The organism is Pseudomonas sp. Y24-6, assembly GCF_020295325.1.
In the GTDB taxonomy this organism is placed as follows: Bacteria; Pseudomonadota; Gammaproteobacteria; order Pseudomonadales; family Pseudomonadaceae; genus Aquipseudomonas; species Aquipseudomonas gregormendelii.
In genome coordinates this window covers 373906-394750 of record NZ_JACBXG010000003.1, presented here as the reverse complement: position 1 = coordinate 394750, position 20845 = coordinate 373906, and the positions used below count along the sequence as shown (strand labels likewise).

At 58.1% G+C, this 20845-nt stretch carries 20 protein-coding genes and 1 tRNA gene; 4 read left to right on the top strand and 17 right to left on the bottom strand.

All coding sequences use genetic code 11. The annotated features are described in order from the left end of the window. Positions 1 to 716: 716 nt before the first annotated feature. From HYI44_RS08185 to HYI44_RS08165, 5 genes are all read right to left on the bottom strand, one after another. Positions 717 to 1154, bottom strand: coding sequence for a hypothetical protein (locus tag HYI44_RS08185; RefSeq protein ID WP_225569142.1), 438 nt, complete (start codon positions 1152 to 1154; stop codon positions 717 to 719). Between the two features lie 47 nt (positions 1155 to 1201). Beyond that, positions 1202 to 2743, bottom strand: a complete 1542-nt coding sequence (locus HYI44_RS08180) for a hypothetical protein (RefSeq protein ID WP_225569141.1) — start codon at positions 2741 to 2743, stop codon at positions 1202 to 1204. Positions 2744 to 3166: 423 nt separating this feature from the next. Further along, complete coding sequence (locus HYI44_RS08175) at positions 3167 to 3742, bottom strand: hypothetical protein (protein ID WP_225569140.1); 576 nt, start codon at positions 3740 to 3742, stop codon at positions 3167 to 3169. Beyond that, on the bottom strand, positions 3739 to 4242 hold the full coding sequence (locus tag HYI44_RS08170; RefSeq protein WP_225569139.1) for a hypothetical protein: 504 nt from the start codon (positions 4240 to 4242) through the stop codon (positions 3739 to 3741). The genes HYI44_RS08175 and HYI44_RS08170 overlap by 4 nt, the downstream gene beginning before the upstream one ends. 949 nt (positions 4243 to 5191) lie before the next feature. Then, positions 5192 to 5281, bottom strand: a tRNA-Ser gene (locus tag HYI44_RS08165). 308 nt (positions 5282 to 5589) lie between these two features. Here HYI44_RS08165 and HYI44_RS08160 point away from each other — a divergent pair. The 3 genes from HYI44_RS08160 (at position 5590) to HYI44_RS08150 (ending at position 8441) form a co-directional block, all read left to right on the top strand. Continuing rightward, complete coding sequence (locus HYI44_RS08160) at positions 5590 to 6279, top strand: crotonase/enoyl-CoA hydratase family protein (protein WP_225569138.1); 690 nt, start codon at positions 5590 to 5592, stop codon at positions 6277 to 6279. 339 nt (positions 6280 to 6618) lie between these two features. Beyond that, entirely contained in the window at positions 6619 to 7341 is a 723-nt protein-coding gene (locus tag HYI44_RS08155) for a 1-acylglycerol-3-phosphate O-acyltransferase (protein WP_122838065.1), read from the top strand. 125 nt (positions 7342 to 7466) lie between these two features. Then, positions 7467 to 8441, top strand: coding sequence for a magnesium and cobalt transport protein CorA (locus HYI44_RS08150; protein WP_122838064.1), 975 nt, complete (start codon positions 7467 to 7469; stop codon positions 8439 to 8441). A 58-nt stretch (positions 8442 to 8499) separates the two neighbouring features. Here HYI44_RS08150 and HYI44_RS08145 read toward each other — a convergent pair whose 3' ends face one another. From HYI44_RS08145 to HYI44_RS08135, 3 genes are all read right to left on the bottom strand, one after another. Next, on the bottom strand, positions 8500 to 9228 hold the full coding sequence (locus tag HYI44_RS08145) for an amidotransferase (RefSeq protein WP_122838063.1): 729 nt from the start codon (positions 9226 to 9228) through the stop codon (positions 8500 to 8502). A gap of 92 nt (positions 9229 to 9320) precedes the next feature. Beyond that, a complete protein-coding gene (locus tag HYI44_RS08140; protein WP_225569137.1) occupies positions 9321 to 11465 on the bottom strand; it encodes a 3-hydroxyacyl-CoA dehydrogenase NAD-binding domain-containing protein in 2145 nt (714 codons plus the stop codon). Positions 11466 to 11489: 24 nt separating this feature from the next. Further along, positions 11490 to 12695: an acetyl-CoA C-acetyltransferase gene (locus HYI44_RS08135; RefSeq protein ID WP_225569136.1), complete on the bottom strand. Its 1206-nt coding sequence runs from the start codon at positions 12693 to 12695 to the stop codon at positions 11490 to 11492. Positions 12696 to 13358: 663 nt separating this feature from the next. Between HYI44_RS08135 and HYI44_RS08130 the strand changes: the two genes are divergently transcribed. Beyond that, complete coding sequence (locus HYI44_RS08130; RefSeq protein ID WP_225569211.1) at positions 13359 to 14180, top strand: c-type cytochrome; 822 nt, start codon at positions 13359 to 13361, stop codon at positions 14178 to 14180. 44 nt (positions 14181 to 14224) lie between these two features. On the opposite strand, the gene HYI44_RS08125 is transcribed toward HYI44_RS08130, so the two are convergent. From HYI44_RS08125 to HYI44_RS08085, 9 genes are all read right to left on the bottom strand, one after another. After that, positions 14225 to 15034 (bottom strand): transglutaminase family protein, encoded by an 810-nt coding sequence (locus HYI44_RS08125; protein ID WP_045058967.1) that lies wholly within the window; start codon positions 15032 to 15034, stop codon positions 14225 to 14227. Continuing rightward, positions 15031 to 15981, bottom strand: a complete 951-nt coding sequence (locus HYI44_RS08120; RefSeq protein WP_045058966.1) for an alpha-E domain-containing protein — start codon at positions 15979 to 15981, stop codon at positions 15031 to 15033. The genes HYI44_RS08125 and HYI44_RS08120 overlap by 4 nt, the downstream gene beginning before the upstream one ends. A 12-nt stretch (positions 15982 to 15993) precedes the next feature. Continuing rightward, a complete protein-coding gene (locus HYI44_RS08115) occupies positions 15994 to 17403 on the bottom strand; it encodes a circularly permuted type 2 ATP-grasp protein (RefSeq protein WP_045058965.1) in 1410 nt (469 codons plus the stop codon). Positions 17404 to 17476: 73 nt separating this feature from the next. Next, entirely contained in the window at positions 17477 to 17719 is a 243-nt protein-coding gene (locus HYI44_RS08110; protein WP_225569135.1) for a hypothetical protein, read from the bottom strand. Between the two features lie 158 nt (positions 17720 to 17877). Then, positions 17878 to 18219 (bottom strand): ribonuclease E inhibitor RraB, encoded by a 342-nt coding sequence (locus HYI44_RS08105; protein ID WP_045058964.1) that lies wholly within the window; start codon positions 18217 to 18219, stop codon positions 17878 to 17880. Positions 18220 to 18433: 214 nt separating this feature from the next. Then, entirely contained in the window at positions 18434 to 18667 is a 234-nt protein-coding gene (locus tag HYI44_RS08100) for a hypothetical protein (RefSeq protein ID WP_045058993.1), read from the bottom strand. A gap of 217 nt (positions 18668 to 18884) precedes the next feature. Continuing rightward, positions 18885 to 19760, bottom strand: a complete 876-nt coding sequence (speE, locus tag HYI44_RS08095) for a polyamine aminopropyltransferase (RefSeq protein ID WP_225569134.1) — start codon at positions 19758 to 19760, stop codon at positions 18885 to 18887. Positions 19761 to 20020: 260 nt separating this feature from the next. After that, positions 20021 to 20212 (bottom strand): PLDc N-terminal domain-containing protein, encoded by a 192-nt coding sequence (locus HYI44_RS08090; RefSeq protein ID WP_028622263.1) that lies wholly within the window; start codon positions 20210 to 20212, stop codon positions 20021 to 20023. A 70-nt stretch (positions 20213 to 20282) separates the two neighbouring features. After that, positions 20283 to 20813: a hypothetical protein gene (locus HYI44_RS08085; RefSeq protein ID WP_122838057.1), complete on the bottom strand. Its 531-nt coding sequence runs from the start codon at positions 20811 to 20813 to the stop codon at positions 20283 to 20285. Between the last annotated feature and the right edge of the window lie 32 nt (positions 20814 to 20845).

Below are 20845 nucleotides of genomic sequence, written 5' to 3'. Positions count from 1 at the left end.
GTGTCAACATGCTTTTCAAGCATAGTTAGAGAGGTGTTTTGGCTACTTTTCGCACAGGTCTACTGTAGTGCCTGATGCATACCCGAAGTGACACACGACCCAGCCCTGTAAAGTTGGGGGTGCTGGAGACGGCGATGGCGACTGCTGGGATCAGCAAGGGGAAGAGAACTAGTCTCGGTGACGGGCCAAGCCGGGTCCGCCCATCACGGGATACGACTTGTAAGGTTTCGCGAGCCGCAGTCAGTAGCTTCAGCTAAACAGCTGCTCTGAGTTCTTCACTCTACACTCAGCTTCAGCTTCCGCTCGGGTGGCGAACACCAGAGGCAGCCGACACTTTGCCTTGTTGTCGTAAATGTTAAATCCATTAGACCCCATAGTGGAGTAGAAGCGTGCACCCTCACGTACAGATCCCGTCTCAACGGGGATACCGGGGACGATAACGAATCTCGATAACATATGCCCACCCATGTCGTGCTTGGCTCAAGCAATAAGTTATAGCAGCAAAGGGCTACTACACCACTCGCCCGCATTTGCAATCGACCGGTGGTTGGTGGGCCAATTCCGCTGAGACCGATGAATTGTTGCACGAAAAGCGAAGCTGGCTTAGCACCTGTAGCGGTATCGCCACGCAAACAGGGGAGTTGACGTGCTACATAACCACTGCCCCGTGTAGCCGACGCCTGTAGGGGAATAGATAACTTTATAGTTTCGATTAGTTAACCGAGGGCTGCCGCCTTACATGAGTTATACGCTCGAAATTCATCCATGGTGAGTTCCGGTAGGCTATATCTTCGCTGGAAGAAATTATGGAAATCCAGATCCCGGTCTTCTGGGGTGATCTTGTACTTTACCCGCATTGCATCAAGGTCAAGTTCGGCGGGCCAGTACTTCAATCTCTGCTGCTCGAACCACCGATGCACAAAGCCATTGGTGCCAGACATATCAATAGACCCCAATGAGCACTTAATTAGCCCTTGAGCCACGAGGGATTTGAGGGTCCGGGTCAGGTTAGCTAGGTCGAAGTCGCCGTAGCCCAGGTGGTGCGTCAGTATTTCCTGGACCCTCATGGCGTGATGTGGCGGGTAAAGATTATCGCTGGGATCAATGAAGGCGAGTGCTTCAAGCACCTGCCGTTTATTCTTGGTCATTCTCATTAGTTGGTTAAATCCTTATTGACAAGTAGCGTAAGCCAACCTCAGCTTTACGCAGTCAGAGACATCGGTTCTGCCACTACTGGTGGGAACTCCAGATATGCTGGGTAGCCTTCAAATGGAATGCCGTACTGCGTGAAGCGAAGTTGATTGCGGTGATGCTGGCGGGCCCGCTCTACTGCTGCTTCCAGCCCCCAGAGCACGCGTTCCTGGGCAGCGATAACCTGTCCTTCAGTGCATATGCCGGCGTCAACAAAAGCTTGCCACGTACCCTCCATAGAGGCGTACAAGGTGTCGATGTAGTCCAGCCAGTTCGACCCACAGGCTTTCCAGCTCGATTCATCGGGGGCTCGCACCACTGGCGCCAGACTTTGAGCAACCAGCCGCTTAGCTAGCCTGTTCTGGATATATTCCTGGTCAATCTCCAGACCTTGGAGTGCGCTCTGGGCCGTAGGGATGATGCCCGGCTTCAGCTCCTTACCCTTGGCGTCGTAAACACCATTGAGCAGTGACTCCAGATCCTCGGCCAGCAAACTAGCTGGAGTTCTCCAAGGGCGCTCATGATACAAGTGCTGTAGCGGCGCCCATGTAGCGTTCGGTAAGTCGAGGAAGCGATTACGCGCCTTACCCTGTGCGTCCTTGATCTGGGCGAGATAACTGCCAAGCACCCGCACCAGCGATAACATGAACCGACAGTTGTCCTTATGCTGCCCATCTGGCAGTACGTCAGAGAATCGCAACAGTTCGTCATGAAGTACGCCCAACTGGGAATCTGTTGGGCAGTTACCGATGATAAAAGCCTTGATGCTCACCCTTCCGTTCTGGGTTGCGTCCATGGCCTGCAACACTTCCAGTTTTAATGTCTCAAGCTCTGCTAGGGTGTAGCGGCGGTCCAGAGATTCGTACAGGTCATCGCCTTGGTGCTTGAAGACGGTCCTGGCTAGCCGTAGGCGGGCTGTACGCTGGGGCATGTTGGCCAGTTCATCTAGAAAGGTGTCCAGTTCGGGGCCGAGGTAGGCGGCGATCTTCTCCAGCACCTGGTCCCGTGTCATATCGTCCGTGATGCTCCACTTTCGCTTGCGAGCGGATGCAGGGATCGAGGCACCAGCCCACGAGTTTACGAGCTTGTTGCCCTGCTGCTGGTTCAGTTCTGCGATGCCGGTGAACAGGTTCAGCGAAGTAGTCAGGCCAGTGGAACCATCACGCCCCTTCAGCGGTTGCACGTGACAGAGTTGGAACATGTCTTTGCCGTGGCCTGCCTCGACCCAACCGTGCCGCTTTTTACGGTAGTTATGTTGGTCATGGAGTTGGTGAAGGCCAGCAGCATCGATTCCGTGGTAGGTCTGTACTGTTCCCGCCCGCTTGGCCTGCTCGATGAACCAGTAGCCGAAGGCGCTTTCTAGAAGTCGTTCTTTGCGGCGCTTTATCTTCTTCTCTTTAGCGGTGGCCTGGGGTGCCACTGCCGCCCGCTGGCGCTTCTTCTTGCACGAAGCCTTGCAGGTGGAGCGACCACCTGGCCTACGCTGGAAAAGTTTCCCGCAACTGGTACAGGGGAACTCAGGTAGGTTGCTTGTCTTTTCGGCTGTTGCCATCGGTGTCCACGCTTGCTGGGATCAAGTTGCTTAGGCTGGCCTCTGTGATAAGGACGTTCAGGCCGTGTGTTGGGTTGGTAATGCCACGCGAACCCATGAAGGCAAGCAGGCGTGCTGTAGCGGTATCGTTGAGGGAAATCCTCATGATCGATGCTCCATAAAGTTGAGTTTTTGTGAAAATTAGAAATAGCGAACCCCGCGTGGCACAAGGGCTGTAGGCTGAAACGGGGACAAATACGTACCTACCTCGACCCCATCCGTTTGCCTTTCGCAAGACAGCAGGAAACCGGCGAAGCCAGCGGGCATATCGGCGTGGATATTAGAGGGCAGTAAGGGTCTAGTGTGGCGGTTCGTCAGGCCACGGACGTGGACTGAGGGGAGGCATATGCTACGACAGTTCCTATCCACGTCAAGGGGTAGGAATCAATACAGGCTGGCAACGCCTACTACCGCTGTCGGCGGCGTTGCTTCAGGTGTGTCCGCCTTCTGGGCCTTAGCTTTTACTGGTTTAGCGTATGCGCGTAGCAGATCAGCTAGTGCAAACTCTTCTTCTTTCGCCTGATGCTCTGCTGCTGCTTTCGCCGCTGCTGTTGCTTGCTCACGGGCTCGACGCTCAATCAGATGCTGCATCAGCCGTTGTGATTCTGCGACATTGCGAGCATACCGACTTGCTGCATATTCAACGTGAGCTATCTTTGCAAGTTCAATCAAGTCGGAATCAACAATGGTAGAAGGCTTCTTCAGTTGCGCCTTAAGATAGAGAGGGCCACTAAATGAAGTTGCAACGGTGTACCCCTGGGCAAACCAGATCGCCAATTCGTTAAGGGCCTCAGTTAACGGCTTCTCGCTGACCCACGCCACGTTGACGCCCAACTCTGGGTAAGCGGGTGACATGCAATGACGGAAGTACGCAACTTCTTTTTGCTTGATAAGCTCCTGAAGTTCTTCATCAGAGTGTTTGAAGACTTCGGCAACTGTTTTCCCATATTCGTGTGTCATGCTCTTTTTTCCTTGAGGCTCTTAGATTTACTACGTGTTTTAAGCTGGCTAATAAGGCTCTGGCGGGCCTTGTCGTCGTCAGGGGATTGGTTGGTATTACTTGCGTGGCTAGCGTCTGTAATGCGCTTCTGGCGAGCTTCTAGAAGGGATTTCAGCTCTGCGACAGTAAGGCCCCGCTCCGCAGCTGCGTTAGTCATGAACGAGTACAATTCAGCTCGGGCCTTAGTAGTTGCTACCATAGCCTTGGCAAGTTCCACCTGAGCTGCAACATGAGCTTGCTTGGCGTTGGCGACCTTCTGCTGTCCTGCTCGATAAACCTTTAAGTCATCAAGTGTTGCGATAGTCCCAGAGGGGAATACGTCCTCAAGACGATTAATGAAGTCGACTTCAGCTTGGGTAACAGGTACATAGGCATATCGGCCCGATTCGAATACGCGATCTGTCAGGCCCATAATCCCGGCGTGGACTTTATCTACTTCAATGTAAAGCTGTTGTGTCATGTTGCAGCTTCTTGTTGGTCGGGTTGTGTTTCTTGTGCTTGAAACTCTAGTTTCATTTCTGCTTGGGTTTGTTTCTGTGTTTCGCGCCAATTACGGGTCTGGCAGGCACCGGAACACCAGCGACCACGGTGAGAGCGAGAGTGATACATTGTTCCACAGTGATCGCAAGACCTCTGCTTTAATGGGTAACGCTTAGTTTTCATAAAACTTATCTCGGAGTGTATAGTTTCTTTTCATGGGCCGAAGTATCCCCGCACCCTATATAAAGAGTCCTGGGAGCTGGCTATTTGATTGTTGGCAATGCGTAGTGCGAGTGAGAGCCCCTGCAATTCAGGAGCTTAGACTTCCGCCAATGGCGGAGGTTGAACTATTGACCGTCTTCTGTTGCATCCTGACGGTCGAGGACTGGCATTAACGACAACAGGGATATGCCTAGCCCTACAGCCACAATGACAACAACCCTTAAGGAATATGTCGATCTTCTGCACTTGGATCGACGAACAAGTGTTAAGCAACATAGTTCGGAAAATTATCAAACTTAGCTATGTCGTCGAGCAGGCGGGGGAACTTAGGATTAGTTTGCAGAGAGTTCTGCATCAGTAAGTCTAATTATACACACTTATTCCATCTTGTCAAGATAAGAATCACACTCTCGCACAGATTGCAATACTTATTTTCAATCTATTGACGGGCGGAAGACGCCCTTAGATATGGGGCCATATTGTTGGGGCGTGACGCAGCGTGCAATCTGGTGAGGTATGGTGCTGCTGGGCTGGCAGATTTAGCGTAGCGACGTGCCTGAGCATGCTCGACGGAGGGATACTGCTAAAGGCCGGGGGCTGGAGGTGCGTGCCGAACGAGGGAGAGGTTCGCGAGTAGTACAAATGAGTAGTACAATCGGAAATTAAAAAGCCCCGCAAACCATTGATTTGCGGGGCTTTTCAGAATGTGGCGGTGAAGGAGAGATTCGAACTCTCGATACAATTTCTTGTATACACACTTTCCAGGCGTGCTCCTTAAGCCACTCGGACACTTCACCGTATCTCTTCAAACATGTTCTGTCTGTCGAGGCGCGCTAATGTAGTCGAAAGCTTTTCCGATGGCAAATATTTTTTTCAGAATTTTCATGCGGTTAGCGATTTAGTTGTTCGGGCTACCCGCTGGCCATGGCAAACCTGCCAATCTCCGGCTTGGCCGCCCCTTCTATATAGAGGCGAAGGCACAGCGGCGGTGGCTGGCCACGCGCTGAGCGGCGACGCGGGGTGACCGGCGAGTCAGTCACGGCGCTTTACCTGGCCTACGGTGGTGGGTAACGTCTGCCTCATCTTTCATACAAGGAATAGCGTCATGAGTGAGTTGATCTCCTACCACCTCGAAGACGGTATCGCGACACTGACCTTGAGCAACGGCAAGGTCAATGCGATCTCGCCGGACGTCATTGCCGCGTTCAACGCTGCGCTGGATCAGGCGGTGACTGATCGCGCGGTGGTGATCATCACCGGCACGCCCGGGATTTTGTCGGGGGGTTATGACCTGAAGGTCATGACGTCCGGTCCCAAGGAAGCCGTAGCCCTGGTCACGGCTGGCTCGACGCTGGCTCGTCGTCTGCTGGCGCACCCGTTCCCGGTGATCGTCGCATGCCCCGGACATGCGGTGGCCAAGGGCGCGTTCCTGCTGTTGTCGGTGGACTACCGCATTGGTGTCGAGGGGGCTTTCAGCATCGGCCTTAACGAAGTGCAGATCGGCATGACCATGCACCACGCCGGCATCGAGCTGGCGCGCGATCGCCTGCGCAAGTCAGCGTTCCACCGCTCCGTGATCAATGGCGAGATGTTTAATCCGCAGAGCGCCGTCGATGCAGGCTTCCTTGACGTCGTGGTGTCTGCCGATGAACTGCAAGGGGCTGCGCGGGCTGCTGCCCGGCAGTTGAAGAAGATCAATATGACCGCGCACAAGAACACCAAGCTGAAGGTGCGCAAGGCGCTGCTGGAGACGCTGGACAACGCCATCGTCCTGGATCAGCAACATATGGGCTAAGCCCGGACTTGCGCCCCTGAAAAACCCGCCCGGCCATGCGGCCCATTGCAGGAGCGAGCTTGCTCGCGAAAAACGTCAACGATCACGCGTGAAGCCTGGGAAAACGCGGTGTCCACGAGTTCTTCGCGACCAAGCTCGCTCCTACAAAGCTTTGCGACCCTCGTGTCGGGCTTTGTTTACCCATCGGTTAAAATCCTACGACAGCTCTAGGACGCGTCTGACACACAATTCGGAAACATGTGCTTAAACATCGCCTATCTCCGAACTCTATAGCGACAATTGCCGAAAACAGTGCACATCCGTACACTGCGCCACCTTTTGTCCCGGTGGGGCCTCTAAATGCTGTTCGCGTTTCGTATGTTATTGATGGGCCTGCACTTTATTCTCGCCGGTGTGCTGGGCGTGATTCTCGGCCTGTGCCGACCTTTCAACCCGGACAACAGTCGCCTGTGCGCGCGCCTCTACGCCTGGCCTGCAATGTGTATCCTGCGCCTGCGGGTAAAAGCCGACGTTGGCCCGTTGATGGACAAGCCTGCGAGCTGCGTGATCATCGCCAACCATCAGTCCAACTATGATCTTTTCGTGTTCGGCAACGTCGTTCCGTACCGCACCGTGTGCATCGGCAAGAAGAGCCTGAAGTGGGTACCGCTGTTCGGGCAGTTGTTCTGGTTGGCCGGTAACGTGCTGATCGACCGGGGCAATGCGCAGAAGGCGCGCAAGTCGATGTTGACGACGACTCATACGCTGCAGAATGAAAACACTTCGATCTGGGTGTTTCCGGAAGGCACGCGTAACCTGGGTGAAGATTTGTTGCCTTTCAAGAAAGGCGCGTTCCAGATGGCGATCGCTGCCGGGGTGCCGATTGTGCCGGTGTGCGTCAGCACTTATGTGAAGCACATGCGCCTGAATCGCTGGGACAGCGGGAAGATTCTGATCCGCTCATTGCCGGCAATTCCTACGGCCGGGTTGAGCCTGGATGATATGCCGGCATTGATCGAGCAATGTCGCGAGCAGATGCGTGAGTGCATTGCGTCGATGGATCGGCAGATTCTGGCGGGCTAGTCGATCGTGGCCATGGAGGGCCGAGAGTACACGCGACAGGGTAAGAAGATCACAGCCTCGTTTCACTCGACAGCGCCTACGGGCTAAGCTGGACACTGCCTGCTAATCAGAAGTGAACCAACACCATGGGTAGAGTTGTTGCGGCTGCGGTTTACAGCGCCGGGAAAAAAGTGACCAACATCACCCTCGACGAGGGCGCTGCCTGGGCTGCCAAGCCCGACCACTTCGTCTGGATCGGGCTGGAAGAGCCCGATGCCCAGGAACTGGCCAATCTGCAACGCCAGTTCAACCTGCACGAACTGGCTATTGAAGACGCCCTGGAAAAACACAGCCGGCCCAAGCTCGAGACCTTCGGCGACGCGCTGTTTATCGTCACCTATTCGCCCATCCGCGATGAACAGGGAAAACTCGAGTTCATCGAAACCCACATCTTCGCCGGCAACGGCTACATCATCACTGCGCGAAATGGACATTCGGCGTCCTACGCCTACGTCCGACAACGTTGTGAGGCACGTCCGCTGCTGCTGGAGCACGGGGAAGATTTTGTCCTTTATGCCCTCCTCGACTTCGTGATCGAAAACTACCAGCCGGTGGGCGAGGCGATCCATGCCGAGATCGATGCGCTGGAACGCAATGTGTTGTGCAGCGCGCTGAATGAACGCGATATCCAGAAGCTCCACGGCCTGCGTCGCGATGTCGTGCGCCTGCGGCGTTATGCAGCGCCCATGGTGGAGATTGGCGAGGAGCTGCAGAGGCTCAGTTTTCCTTTCATCGACAAAAACATGCGGCCGTACTTTCGCGACGTGCAGATCCACGTCACCCGGCAGATGGAAGACCTCACGACCCTGGCCGACATTGCCAGCCAGACGATCGAGGTCGGGGTGTTGCTGGAGGCGTCACGCCAGAGCGTGGTGCAGCGCAAGTTTGCCGCATGGGCGGCAATTCTGGCGTTCCCGACGGCGGTGGCCGGGATCTACGGGATGAACTTCCAGAACATGCCGGAGCTGACCTGGCACTACGGGTATTTCGCGGTGCTGGGGTTTATTGCGGTGGGCTGCGTGAGTTTGTGGGCAAGTTTCAAGAGATCGGGGTGGTTGTAGGAGCAAGGCGAGTGCTGCGCACTCGATCGCGGGCAAGCCTTGCTCCCGCAGGTTTCGGCTAGACCGCTTTGAGCTCTGGCTTGTGCGCCACGAACCGCATCATCCACTCGGCCACGGTAGCGCCGTGGTGCTGCTGGTCGAGGCTGGCCACGCCCTTCTGGTAAATCTGTTCGCCCAGGGCCTGCTGACGGATGTCAAGCAGGGCTCGCGAGTAGTCGTGGATGAACTCTGGATGCCCCTGGAAGCACAGCACCTGATCGTTGATGTGGTACGCGGCAAACGGGCAGAAATCGCTGGAGGCGATGACTGTGGCGTTTTCCGGTAGCGCGGTGACCTGGTCCTGGTGGCTGATCAGCAAGGTCAGCTCTTCCACGACCGGGCTCATCCACGGCGCCTTGGCCGCCAGCTTGTAGTTGTGGGTGCCGACACCCCATCCTTGAGTGGCGCGCTCGCTCTTGCCGCCCAGCAACAGCGCCAGCAACTGATGACCGAAACACACGCCGAGCAACTTGTCGCCGCGCTCGTAGCGCTTGAGCAGATAAGCCCGGAGGGTTTCTATCCACGGGTCGGTGCCAAAGGAATCGGCCTTGCTACCGGTGACCAGATAAGCATCGAACACCTGCTCATCGTCGGGATACTCGCCCTGCATCACGTTGTACACCGTGAACTCGGCGGCAATTGGCTGCTGCGTGAACAGACGCTGGAACATCTGCCCGTAACCCTGATATTGATCGACCAGTTCCGGACGCAGGATGTCGGTTTCCAGAATGCAGATGCGTAACGACATAAAAAATACCTGACACGTGATGGGAATAATGCACACCCAGAGCCTGCCTCGAAACACCGTGACAAGGCAAGCCCCACAGCATCATCGGTCCCCTAAAACGTCTCCCCCCGGGCCGCTTTTTCCAGCAGCAGTGCCGGCGGCGTGAATCGCTCGCCATATTGCTCGGCCAGGTACTGCGCGCGAGCGACGAAGTCTTGCACGCCGTACTGGTTGATGAACTGCAACGCTCCGCCGGTCCAGGCCGCAAACCCGATGCCGAAAATCGAGCCGATGTTGGCATCCGCCGTCGAAGTCAGCACGCCCTCCTCCAGGCACCGCACGGTTTCGATGGCCTGCACGAACAGCAGGCGGTCGCGCACGTCCTTGGGCGAGATCTGCCCGTCGGCCGTTTCGAAGCGGGTTTTCAGTTCCGGCCACAGGTACTTCTGGCCACCACTTGGGTATTGATAAAACCCGCCGCCTGCGGCCTTGCCAGGACGCTTGTACTCGTTGAGCAACAGATCGATCACCGCAAAGGCTGGATGCTCGATCAGCGGTTTGCCCTCCGCCTGCAGGTCCTTGGCGGTTTGCTGGCGGATGTGGCTCATGAGGCTCAGGGAAACCTCATCGGAAATCGCCAGCGGTCCAATCGGCATGCCCGCCTTGCGCGCCTCGGTTTCGATCATCGCCGCGCTCACCCCTTCGCCGAGCATGGCGATGCCTTCGTTAGTGAAAGTGCCAAACACCCGCGAGGTGAAGAAACCACGGCTGTCGTTGACGACGATCGGGGTTTTCTTGATTTGCAGGACGAAATCAAAACCCCGGGCCAGGGTTTCATCGCTGGTGCGCGTGCCCCTGATGATCTCCACCAGGGGCATTTTTTCCACCGGGCTGAAAAAATGCAGGCCGATGAACCGGGTCTGGTCGGGCACGGCGGTCGCGAGGCCACTGATCGGCAAGGTGGACGTGTTGGAGGCGATCACCGCCTGGGCACCGACGACTTTCTGCGCGGCCGAGGACACTTTGGCTTTGAGCTCCCGATCCTCGTACACCGCTTCGATGATCAGGTCGCAGCCGGCGAGGTCAGCATCATTTTCGCTCGGTTGAATCCGCGCCAGAATCGCTTCGCGCTGCTCGGATGACAGCTGCCCGCGAGCGACTTGTTTATCCAGCAGTGTCGCCGAGTGGGCCTTGCCCTTCTCTGCTGCGGCCAGGTTGATGTCCTTGAGCACCACCTCGATACCCGCCGAGGCGCTGACGAAGGCAATGCCCGCGCCCATCATCCCGGCACCCAGCACGCCGACCTTGTGCGTGGTGAACGGGGCATGCCCCTGGGGCCTGGAGCCCCCGGCGTTGATTTCATTGAGCTGAAACCAGAAGGTGCCGATCAAGTTTTTCGACACCTGGCCGGTGGTCAACTCGGTAAAATAACGGGTCTCGATCAGGTGCGCGGTGTCGAAATCAACCTGGGCCCCTTCCACCGCCGCGCAGAGGATTTTTTCCGGTGCGGGCATGCAGCCCTGGGTTTTGCTGCGCAGGATCGATGGCGCGATCGCCAGCATCTGCGCGACTTTGGGGTGCGATGGCGTGCCGCCGGGTATCTGGTAGCCCTTCACATCCCATGGCTGCACCGCGGCCGGATTGGCCAGGATCCAGGCCCGGGCCTTGCCCAGCAACTCTTGCGGATCCTGCGCCAGCTCGTCGATCAAACCGGCCTGCAAGGCCTGTTGAGGCCGCACCTTCTTGCCCTCCAGCAGATACGGCAAGGCTTTCTCGATCCCGAGCAGGCGCACCATGCGCACGACCCCGCCGCCGCCCGGCAGCAGGCCCAGGGTGACCTCCGGCAGGCCAAGCTGCACCGAGGAATGATCCAGCGCTACGCGGTGATGGCACGCCAGGCAGATTTCCCAGCCGCCGCCGAGCGCTGCGCCATTGATCGCGGCGACTACGGGCTTGCCGAGCGTTTCCAGGGCGCGCAGCTGGGCCTTGAGGGTCAATACCATGTCGTAGAAGGCCTTGGCCTCGGGCTTGCCGACCTTGATCAGTTCATTGAGATCGCCGCCGGCAAAGAAAGTCTTTTTCGCCGAGGTGATGATCACGCCGGCAATCGACGCTTTCTCTTCGACCAGGCGCTGCACGCAGTCCGCCATGGCGTCGCGGTACACAGCATTCATGGTGTTGGCGCTCTGGCCCGGCATATCAATGGTCAGGACGACGATCTGGTCCTGGCCCTTTTCGTAACGGATGGCTTCGGTCATGACAATGTTCCTTGAAGTCGGGGCTCAGAGGCGTTCGATGATCGTGGCGATGCCCATGCCGCCGCCGACACACAGCGTCGCGAGGCCGTAGCGCAACTGGCGGGCTTCCAGTTCGTCGAGCAAGGTGCCAAGGATTGCGCAGCCGGTGGCGCCCAATGGGTGCCCCATGGCGATGGAGCCGCCGTTGACGTTGACCTTGTCCGGGTCGATGGCCATGTCTTTGATGAATTTCAGCACCACCGAGGCGAAGGCCTCGTTGACCTCGAACAGATCGATATCCTCGACCCGTAAACCGGCCTTCGCCAGGGCCTTGCGCGTGGCCGGGGCGGGCCCCGTGAGCATGATGGTCGGGTCAGTGCTGGTCACCGCCGCGGCAACGATCCGCGCCCGAGGTTGCAAGCCCAGCGCCCGGCCCTTGGCCTCTGAGCCAATCAGCATCAGCGCTGCACCATCGACGATGCCGGAGCTGTTGCCGGGGGTGTGGACGTGGTTGATGCGCTCCACATGGCTGTAGACCCGCAGCGCAGTGGCGTCGAAGCCCAACTGGCCGATCATTTCGAAGCTCGGCTTGAGCTTGCCCAACCCTTCGAGAGTCGTGTCGGCGCGAATGAATTCATCATGATCGAGCAGGACGATGCCGTTCTGATCCTGCACCGGCACCAGGGATTTGCTGAACGAGCCATCGCCCCGAGCCCGCGCGGCCTTTTGCTGGGAGTGCAGCGCGTAGGCGTCGACCTGTTCACGGCTGAAGCCTTCCAGTGTGGCAATCAGATCGGCGCCCACGCCTTGCGGGGTAAAATGGGTATGCAGGTTGGTTTGCGGGTCCAGGGCCCACGCCCCGCCGTCGCTGCCCATGGGCACCCGGGACATGGATTCGACGCCGCCGACCACCACCAGGTCTTCAAAACCGGAACGCACTTTCATCGCCCCGAGATTCACCGCCTCGAGCCCCGAGGCGCAAAACCGGTTGATCTGCACACCCGCCACGCTGATATCCCAGTCCGCCACCAGCGCCGCCGTCTTGGCGATGTCGCAGCCTTGATCACCGATGGGCGTCACGCACCCCAGCACCACGTCGTCGACCTGGCTGGTGTCCAGGGACATGCGCCGCTGCAGCGCGGTCATCAGGCCAGCAACCAGGTTAATCGGTTTGACGCTGTGCAAGGAGCCATCGGCCTTGCCTTTGCCCCGGGGCGTGCGTAACGCGTCGAAAATCAAAGCTTGGGTCATGACGTCCTCACCTGTTGTAGTTGAAGATCAAAAGATCGCAGCCTTCGGCAGCTCCTACAGGGACAACGCGATTAATGTAGGAGCTGCCGAAGGCTGCGATCTTTTGATCTTCAGGAAGCCTTAACCTGATGCCTCAGCCCACCACATTCAATGACCACAACGCTCAGCACCATTGACGCACACGCTCAGACGAACGGTAGCGTGCTACGGGATTAACCGTTTCAGGTCGGCGAGAGGTCTAGCAAAAGGGCGGCAAAGGAGCTGGCAATAGGCCTCATGCTATTTTAATAGCTAATTGAGAGCCATTCATACGAAATGGATCTAAGCCACGAGTGACGCGGGCCCTAAGGTAATCATGTACGAAGTTGTCGTCGGGTTTTGCCGAGGCGCTCGTCGGACAGGATGTGCAACGCGCTGCCGTCATGGAGATATGCAGGCAGGCATCAGGAAATAACAATAAAGGCGGTCAAGCCATGTTCAAACAATCGAAAGTACGTCAAGCCGGGCTCATTCTTTTCGCCACCACGCTGTTGTTGATTTTGCCGAACCTGACCAAGGTCATCGGCTGATTTAAGCGCCTTTTGTTATCGCCGCCGTAGAAATGTGACTGCCCGCTACCCGGGCCAGCGTGGGTGTGCCAACCTTTACGGCACTCTCCACGACATGGACGGCGATCATTTGAAAACGCTCATTCTGCTCGGGGCCTTTCTACTAAGCACGCCCCTTTCTGCCGCACAGCTGGATCTGCAGCTGGGCGAGAATTCGCGCACCTGGCAAACCGCCGAGCTGCTCAAGCATCCGCAGGTGCAGACCATCACCATCAGCAACGATGTGTCTTACAAGCGCGAGATGACCTACCGTGCCGTGCCCATCGCTGCGTTGCTGACCGGGATCAAGCCAGAAGACCATCTGCAGGCAGTGGCGCTGGACGGATTTGCCGCAGAGCTCTCAGCCGCGCCCCTGCTCAATGCCCAGGGCGCCAGAGCCTGGCTGGCGATCGAGGATCCGGCCCGGCCATGGCCCGCCCTGTCTGCGGGCAAGCACAGCGCGGGGCCGTTTTATCTGGTCTGGACCGATCCCCAGGCAGGCAACATCAGCCCGGAGCAATGGCCATTCGAAGTCGCGAGCATTCGGCAACTGGCGCCGGTGGCCCAGCGCTTCCCTGTCCTGCTGCCGGACCCGGCGTTGAAGGCCGACGATCCGGTGAACCTGGGATTTGCGCTGTTCCAGAAGAATTGCCTGGCGTGCCATCGGTTGAACGGCGCAGGGGATGCGCAGTTCGGACCGGATCTAAACATTCCGTTTAATCCCACCGAATACTTCGGCGCTGATTTCCTCAAGCGCTACATTCGGGATCCGCAGAGCCTGCGGCAGTGGCCGCAGGCGAAGATGCCCGGGTTCAGTGCGCAGGTGCTGCCGGATCAGGATCTGGAGAGGCTGGTGGGGTATTTGAAGCATATGGCTGGGCGCAAGGTTCAGCCCTAGTTTTGTAGTACCTGGGCTGAACTGATCGCGATGCGGTCTCCGGGTTACTGCTCCTGGACCGAAAAAACCGGCAATGGCGTCGGCGAGACGAACACCTTTGCGTGCATCTGTTCACAGCCGCCACCGCGGCGCATGCCGCGTACTGGGCAGGCGTCCAGGTAGTCCAGGCCCACGGCCAATTTCAGGTGGCGTTCGGGCCGGGCCAGTTCGTTGGTTACGTCAAAGCTGTACCAGGCGTCATCCAGCCAGGCTTCGGCCCAGGCGTGGCTGGCCAGATGCTCGCTGTTCTCGCTGTACAAATAACCCGATACGTAACGCGCCGGAATCCCCAGGCTGCGGGCGCAGGCCAGGAAGGCGTGGGTGTGGTCCTGGCAAACCCCGGAGCGCCCGGCGAAGGACTGGGCCGCGCTGGTGTCGACCTCGGTCGAGCCCGGGGTGTAGGTCATGTGCGAATTCAGGCCGTGCATCAGGTCGATCAGCGCCGTGCGATCGCGGCGCTTCTTGCATTGCTTCTCCGCGAACGCGCGCAAGGCTTCATCCGGTTCGGTCAGGCGGGTGAACCGCAGGAACGGCAGCGCCGACTGGCTTTCATGCTCGGCTTCGCGCAGCTCGTCGATGTCGACCTGGCCACGGGCGCCGATGATGATGGCCTCGTGCGGTTCGTCCATGGTCAGCACATGCAGGATATTGCCAAACGGGTCAAGCTGCGCGCGCACCGGGCGCGGCAGGTCGAGCTGCCAGCTGAGCACATGCTGGCGCTCGCTGTCGTGGGGTGTCAGTCGCAGGTACTGGATGCTGGCCCGCACCTGATCTTCGTAGTGATAGGTGGTCTCGTGGCTAATGGAAAGTCTCATGCAGCCTCCAGGTAGGAACTGTGAATGGCGTTGCCCAGCTGGCGCACCAGCGGGATGAACTCGGTCAGCCAGGCGTGCAGGCCCTCGTCGAGAATTTCGTTGATGCCGGTGTAGCGCAGGCGCGCGTCCATTTCTGCGGCCAGGCGTTGGGCCGGTCGGCCGTTGGCGCCTGGAAGCTGGGCGAGAATCTGGTCGATTTCTTCGGTACAGGCGCGCAGTGAGCGCGGTACGTCGGCACGCAGCAGCAGCAATTCGGCAACATGGCGGGCGCCGGGCGCGTCGCGGTAAATCTCGGTGTAGGCCTCGAATGAAGACAGCGCGCGCAACAGCGCACTCCACTGGTAATAGGCATGTGCGGTGCCGTCGCTGACCGCTTCCGCCTGGTCACCGGCCATTTCGTAGCGCGCATCGAGCAGGCGCAGGGTGTTGTCGGCGCGCTCGATGAAAGTGCCCAGGCGAATGAAACGAAACGCATCGTTGCGCATGATGGTGCCGTAGGACGCGCCGCGAAACAGGTGGGAACGTTCCTTGATCCATTCGCAGAAGCGGCTCATGCCATAGCGGCTCAAGCCCTGGTCGGCGATACCGCGGATTTCCAGCCAGGTGGCATTGATGTTTTCCCACATGTCGGCGGTAATCCGCCCACGCACGGCATGGGCACTGGCTCGTGCAGAACCGAGACAACTGTAGATACTGGCCGGATTGGCCGCATCCAGGGCGAAGAAGTGCAGCAGTCGCTCGGCGTGCAGTTCGCCGTGGCGCTCAAGATAATCCTCCAGGGTGCCGGTGATCAGCAGCGGCATGGCCAGTTCGTGCAAGCCGTCGCCGCGGCCATCCTGTGGCATCAGCGACAGCGAATAACTGATGTCGAGCATCCGTGCGAGGTTTTCCGCCCGCTCCAGGTAACGCGACATCCAATACAGATCCGAGGCAGTTCTACTTAACATGGCAAGCTTCCTTCAATCCTCGACTACCCAGGTGTCCTTGGTTCCACCGCCCTGGGAGGAATTCACCACCAGGGAGCCTTCGCGCAGCGCAACACGGGTCAGGCCACCGGGCACCACCCGGGTTTCACGGCCGGACAATACAAACGGACGCAGGTCGATATGCCGTGGCGCAATGCCGTTTTCGACGAAGGTCGGACAGGTCGACAGCGACAGGGTCGGCTGCGCGATATAGGCATGCGGCTTGGCCTTGATGCGCGCGCGGAATAACTCGATTTCCGCCGCCGTCGCGGCCGGCCCGACCAGCATTCCGTAGCCCCCCGAACCCTGGGTTTCCTTGACCACCAAGTCTGGAAGATTGGCCAGCACGTGGGAAAGTTCAGAAGGATTACGACACTGGAAGGTCGGAACGTTCTTCAGGATCGGTTCTTCATCCAGGTAAAAGCGGATCATGTCGGTGACAAACGGATACACCGATTTGTCATCCGCCACCCCGGTGCCGATGGCATTCGCCAGTACCACGTTGCCCGAACGGTAGGACGACAGCAGCCCTGGCACGCCGAGCATGGAGTCTGGATTGAACGCCAGCGGATCGAGGAATGCGTCGTCGAGTCGGCGATAGATCACATCGACCGCCTTCGGCCCGTCAGTCGTGCGCATGAAGACCTTGTCGTCACGCACGAACAGGTCCGCGCCCTCGACCAGTTCGACGCCCATCTCCCGCGCCAGGAACGCATGTTCAAAGAACGCGCTGTTGAAGCGGCCCGGGGTCAGCACCACCACGCTGGGGTTGTCGATGGGACTGGAGCTTTTCAGGGTATCGAGCAACAGGTTCGGGTAGTGGTCGATGGGAGCGATGCGCTGGGCCGAAAACAATTCGGGGAATAGGCGCATCATCATCTTGCGGTCTTCGAGCATGTAGCTGACGCCGCTGGGCGTACGCAGGTTGTCTTCGAGCACGTAGTAGGTGCCGTCACCGTCGCGCACCAGATCGACACCGGAGATGTGTGAGTAGATATCCCGGTGCAGGTCGAGCCCTTGCATCGCCAACTGGTACTGCTCGTTAGCCAGCACCTGCTCCGCCGGAATGATCCCGGCCTTGATGATGCGCTGCTCGTGGTAGAGGTCGGCGAGGAACATGTTCAACGCCTTGACCCGCTGGATACAACCGCGTTCGACTACCCGCCACTCGCTCGCGGGAATGCTCCGCGGGATGGTGTCGAACGGAATCAGGCGCTCTGTGCCCTGCTCGTCGCCGTAAAGCGTGAACGTAATACCGGCTCGATGAAACAGCAGATCGGCCTCGCGGCGCCGTTGGGCCAGCAACTCGTCAGGCGTTTCGGCCAGCCAACGGGCAAATTCCCGGTAATGCGGGCGGACCTGGCCGCCGGCATCGTACATCTCATCAAAATAGGTGCGGATCATGCCGTACTCCTTGTCACCCGGACATCTAGGCATCGCAAGGCCCGTGCCATCGGCATAAACGCTTTTATATCAATCAGTTGGATAAAAGCTGTGAAAACACCGCACCAATTGCGTGCGGCAAATGCCCCAACCTGATCGCCCCCGCTCCATTGCGAAGCAATGCTGTCGCTATCACCAGCATAGTCAGAGTTGATTTCACTGCCCGCCTGACGATGGGGATAATTGGCTTATTCGCTGAAAAGCTCATCGAACTTCCCTTTTGGCCGCCTGTTTTGGGCGGTTTTTTTTTGCCTTTTTGAATCAAAAGCAGGATCAAAAGATCGCAGCCTTCGGCGGCTCCCGCGGAGGGCGCATTCCAATATAGGAGGTGCCGAAGTTCGGGCCGCGATTGGACGATCTTTTGATCATGCTTTTGAACGAAAAACGGCCAACCCGAAGGTCAGCCGTTGCTGGGTGTTGTTGCTGTTCATAATGTTATGCGAGTCGCCCTCGTACCTCCTGCTTCACGCCCCATCCTTCGATGATGCCGCCCAGAGGCTCTACCACTGCCTCGAATCCCTGTTCGAAATCGCCGATGTCATCGTAGGTGGCGTACATGACCTTGCTCAGTTCCAGCGCCCATGCGCCGTCGTCGCGCACACTGATCTGCGCGTTCAAGGACTCACCACGGTAATGACCTGCTGCCCTGCGGGCCCGCTCCTCGTCGGGGAAAATCGCGTAGAACTCGATGGGATGAAATTTTGAAAAATCGAAACCGCCTTCTTTCATGCGGCGCAACACGCTGCTGCTGATGTCTTCTTGATAGGCTGTGCTCATGAAACGTCCTCCTCAATCCGATGGATAGACTTTCCGTGCTCCCCGACGCCCCCAGCCGAATAGTGAGGACGAGCCGGTAACCAGGTCACCGATGGGAATCAAGCATGTAGCTGACAAGACCAGACCTTAGCGATCCAATCGCTGATCTCTTCTGCAGAGTAGCCCTTTGACCGAGCAGCTGCCAAGGCCTGGTTTAAATGTGACAGGAGTTGTATCAGACGGGAGTGATGCCGAGGATTTGTATGCTGTTCTGGGATTTAAGACTTTTGACGCTCGCGTCGGCGGTACGCCCTTCCAGATCATTCAGATCCAGTTCCGCCGCGACAGGAAGCAGACGAGCCTTGATGAGCTTGGCGGCGTGCTCGTTGTCCGGGCACTCCTCGCACTCGAAGATTTCGTCGACTGTTTCACCGTGATCATCCACGAAAGTGATTTTCCACTTTTGCATCAGTGCCTCCTCGATAAAACCCGCAAGTGGGCTTACATCTATCTGGACTTTTGCACGGGGTGATCGTTCCCCCGGATTATTCACCGGTTGACACAAAAAACTGTAGGAGCGAGCTTGCTTGCGATGGCTTTGAAGGCGCCACGTTTAATCTGGCAACCCGCGTCATCGTTGACGTCCATCGCGAGCGAGCTCGCTCCTACAGTCAATGCGTGTGCCTTCAGTCGTTGCTTGGCTTGTTGATGGCCTGCAGTACGTACTGCGGCAATGCGAATGCGCCGATGTGGATTTCCGGGTTGTAGTAGCGGGTGATTATTCCGCTGCCGGCAAAGCGCTGCTGCAGGGTTTCACGGGACAGTTTGCGATAGCGGGTGTCGGTCGCGCCCCAGGCAAAGGTCATCGAGCCGCCGATGTAGGTCGGTACGGCTGCCTGGTAGAAATGCCAGTCCGGGAACAGGCTGCGCAGGCGTCCGGCAGTGGTTTTGACTTCTTCGATCTGCATGAACGGTGTGCCGTTCTGCGTCACCAGGATGCCGCCTTCGTTCAGGCAGCGACGGCAAGCCTGGTAGAAGTTTTCCGAGAACAGCACTTCGCCCGGGCCGATCGGGTCGGTGGAGTCGGAGATGATCACGTCGAACTTTTCGGTGGTGGTCGCGACGAAACGCATACCGTCATCGATCACCAGGTTCAGGCGTGGATCGTCGAACGCGCCTTTGGAGTGGTTCGGCAGGAATTCCTTGCACATATCCACCACCGTACCGTCGATCTCGACCATGGTGATGTGCTCGACGCCACGGTGCTTGGCCACTTCACGCAGCATGCCGCCGTCACCGCCGCCGATGATCAGCACGCGCTTGGCGGTCCCGTGCGCCAGGATCGGCACGTGGGCGAGCATTTCGTGGTAGATGAATTCGTCGGCTTCGGTGGTCTGGATCACGCCGTCCAGCGCCATGACCCGGCCCATGCGCGGGTTTTCGAAAATCACCAGGTGCTGGTGTTCGGTGCGCACTTCGTGCAGCAGTTTTTCCATGCGAAAACGCTGGCCATAGCCTTCGTAGAGGGTTTCCAGGTATTCGCTGGTTGGGGTGGTGCTCATGGGAAGTGCTCCGATGAATGCGGTGGCAACGGACGGTTACCCGCCCATGATGGCCAATCGATTTGCTCGATTGCCCGGGAAAGGCGCGCATTCTACGACGCGGAAGATGACAGGTCGAACCTCAGTTGCAGGGCAAGTTTGATTCCATGTGGGAGCTGGCTTGCCTGCGATACAGACGGTGCGGTCTGTCAAACACACCGCGTTGATCCAATCGCCGGCAAGCCAGCTCCCACAGGATGGGTGCTTTGCTGAAAAATGCGTCAGATCCGCACATTGCCCCGCGGACCGGCGATGGCCCAGATGATCAGGCCCAGGACCGGCAACAGCAGGATCAGCAGCACCCAGACGATCTTCATGCCGGTGGATGCGCCACTTTTCAGCACGTTGATGATGGCCCAGATGTCCAGGGCAAGAATAATCAGGCCAATCAGGCCGTTGAACGTGGAACCCATGGTGACGCTCCCTAAGAGTGGTTTGCCCTCTTAGGATAGCCGGCCAATGCCAGGGTTCCGTTTTATTGTATTAAACGTGGATGGCGACTTTCAGGGCTTCCAGGGATGGAGCGGCGGCGATGCCGACCTCGGCGCACAATTCCAGTACCCGCGGCACGTCGTCGCCGTACACCAGCACCACTTGCAATTCATCATCGAGCAACTGGCTGAAGTTCATCAGCGTGTAGCCGCCGTTTTCCTTGTTCATGCTGCCCATCTGCACCTGGATGCGATTGAGCGCCGTCAGGGCTTCGGTCTTGGCCAGTTGTTTGGGCTTGATGTTGAAGTCCACGCCCGGCCCGAACGAGGCGACGATCAGGGCGAACAGGTCCATGTAGGTATCGGCCTGGAACAGCACGGTTTCCGGCAGGCTGCCGACCACCACCCATTCCCCCAGCGGGATCGGGAAAGTGTCGTCGTAGTTGATGTCCGGATTCGCCGTCAGGAACGCCTGCGGGTCGGCGTAGGCCTGGGCCGCTTCGTCCGCCACCTTGAGGATTTCGTCAGCGCTCATGCACCCGGAGCTGATTTTGCTGATGAGTTCGACGAGTGCAGCTTTCATGGGACGCGATCCTGTAGCGAGGGAAATTTTAA

What these genes read in the sequence shown, in the direction of transcription:
- HYI44_RS08185 (WP_225569142.1), bottom strand. Translation starts at nt 1,154, where the DNA reads ATGAGAATGACCAAGAATAAACGGCAGGTGCTTGAAGCACTCGCCTTC.
- HYI44_RS08180 (WP_225569141.1), bottom strand. Translation starts at nt 2,743, where the DNA reads ATGGCAACAGCCGAAAAGACAAGCAACCTACCTGAGTTCCCCTGTACC.
- HYI44_RS08175 (WP_225569140.1), bottom strand. Translation starts at nt 3,742, where the DNA reads ATGACACACGAATATGGGAAAACAGTTGCCGAAGTCTTCAAACACTCT.
- HYI44_RS08170 (WP_225569139.1), bottom strand. Translation starts at nt 4,242, where the DNA reads ATGACACAACAGCTTTACATTGAAGTAGATAAAGTCCACGCCGGGATT.
- HYI44_RS08160 (WP_225569138.1), top strand. Translation starts at nt 5,590, where the DNA reads ATGAGTGAGTTGATCTCCTACCACCTCGAAGACGGTATCGCGACACTG.
- HYI44_RS08155 (WP_122838065.1), top strand. Translation starts at nt 6,619, where the DNA reads ATGCTGTTCGCGTTTCGTATGTTATTGATGGGCCTGCACTTTATTCTC.
- HYI44_RS08150 (WP_122838064.1), top strand. Translation starts at nt 7,467, where the DNA reads ATGGGTAGAGTTGTTGCGGCTGCGGTTTACAGCGCCGGGAAAAAAGTG.
- HYI44_RS08145 (WP_122838063.1), bottom strand. Translation starts at nt 9,228, where the DNA reads ATGTCGTTACGCATCTGCATTCTGGAAACCGACATCCTGCGTCCGGAA.
- HYI44_RS08140 (WP_225569137.1), bottom strand. Translation starts at nt 11,465, where the DNA reads ATGACCGAAGCCATCCGTTACGAAAAGGGCCAGGACCAGATCGTCGTC.
- HYI44_RS08135 (WP_225569136.1), bottom strand. Translation starts at nt 12,695, where the DNA reads ATGACCCAAGCTTTGATTTTCGACGCGTTACGCACGCCCCGGGGCAAA.
- HYI44_RS08130 (WP_225569211.1), top strand. Translation starts at nt 13,359, where the DNA reads ATGGACGGCGATCATTTGAAAACGCTCATTCTGCTCGGGGCCTTTCTA.
- HYI44_RS08125 (WP_045058967.1), bottom strand. Translation starts at nt 15,034, where the DNA reads ATGAGACTTTCCATTAGCCACGAGACCACCTATCACTACGAAGATCAG.
- HYI44_RS08120 (WP_045058966.1), bottom strand. Translation starts at nt 15,981, where the DNA reads ATGTTAAGTAGAACTGCCTCGGATCTGTATTGGATGTCGCGTTACCTG.
- HYI44_RS08115 (WP_045058965.1), bottom strand. Translation starts at nt 17,403, where the DNA reads ATGATCCGCACCTATTTTGATGAGATGTACGATGCCGGCGGCCAGGTC.
- HYI44_RS08105 (WP_045058964.1), bottom strand. Translation starts at nt 18,219, where the DNA reads ATGAGCACAGCCTATCAAGAAGACATCAGCAGCAGCGTGTTGCGCCGC.
- HYI44_RS08100 (WP_045058993.1), bottom strand. Translation starts at nt 18,667, where the DNA reads ATGCAAAAGTGGAAAATCACTTTCGTGGATGATCACGGTGAAACAGTC.
- speE (WP_225569134.1), bottom strand. Translation starts at nt 19,760, where the DNA reads ATGAGCACCACCCCAACCAGCGAATACCTGGAAACCCTCTACGAAGGC.
- HYI44_RS08090 (WP_028622263.1), bottom strand. Translation starts at nt 20,212, where the DNA reads ATGGGTTCCACGTTCAACGGCCTGATTGGCCTGATTATTCTTGCCCTG.
- HYI44_RS08085 (WP_122838057.1), bottom strand. Translation starts at nt 20,813, where the DNA reads ATGAAAGCTGCACTCGTCGAACTCATCAGCAAAATCAGCTCCGGGTGC.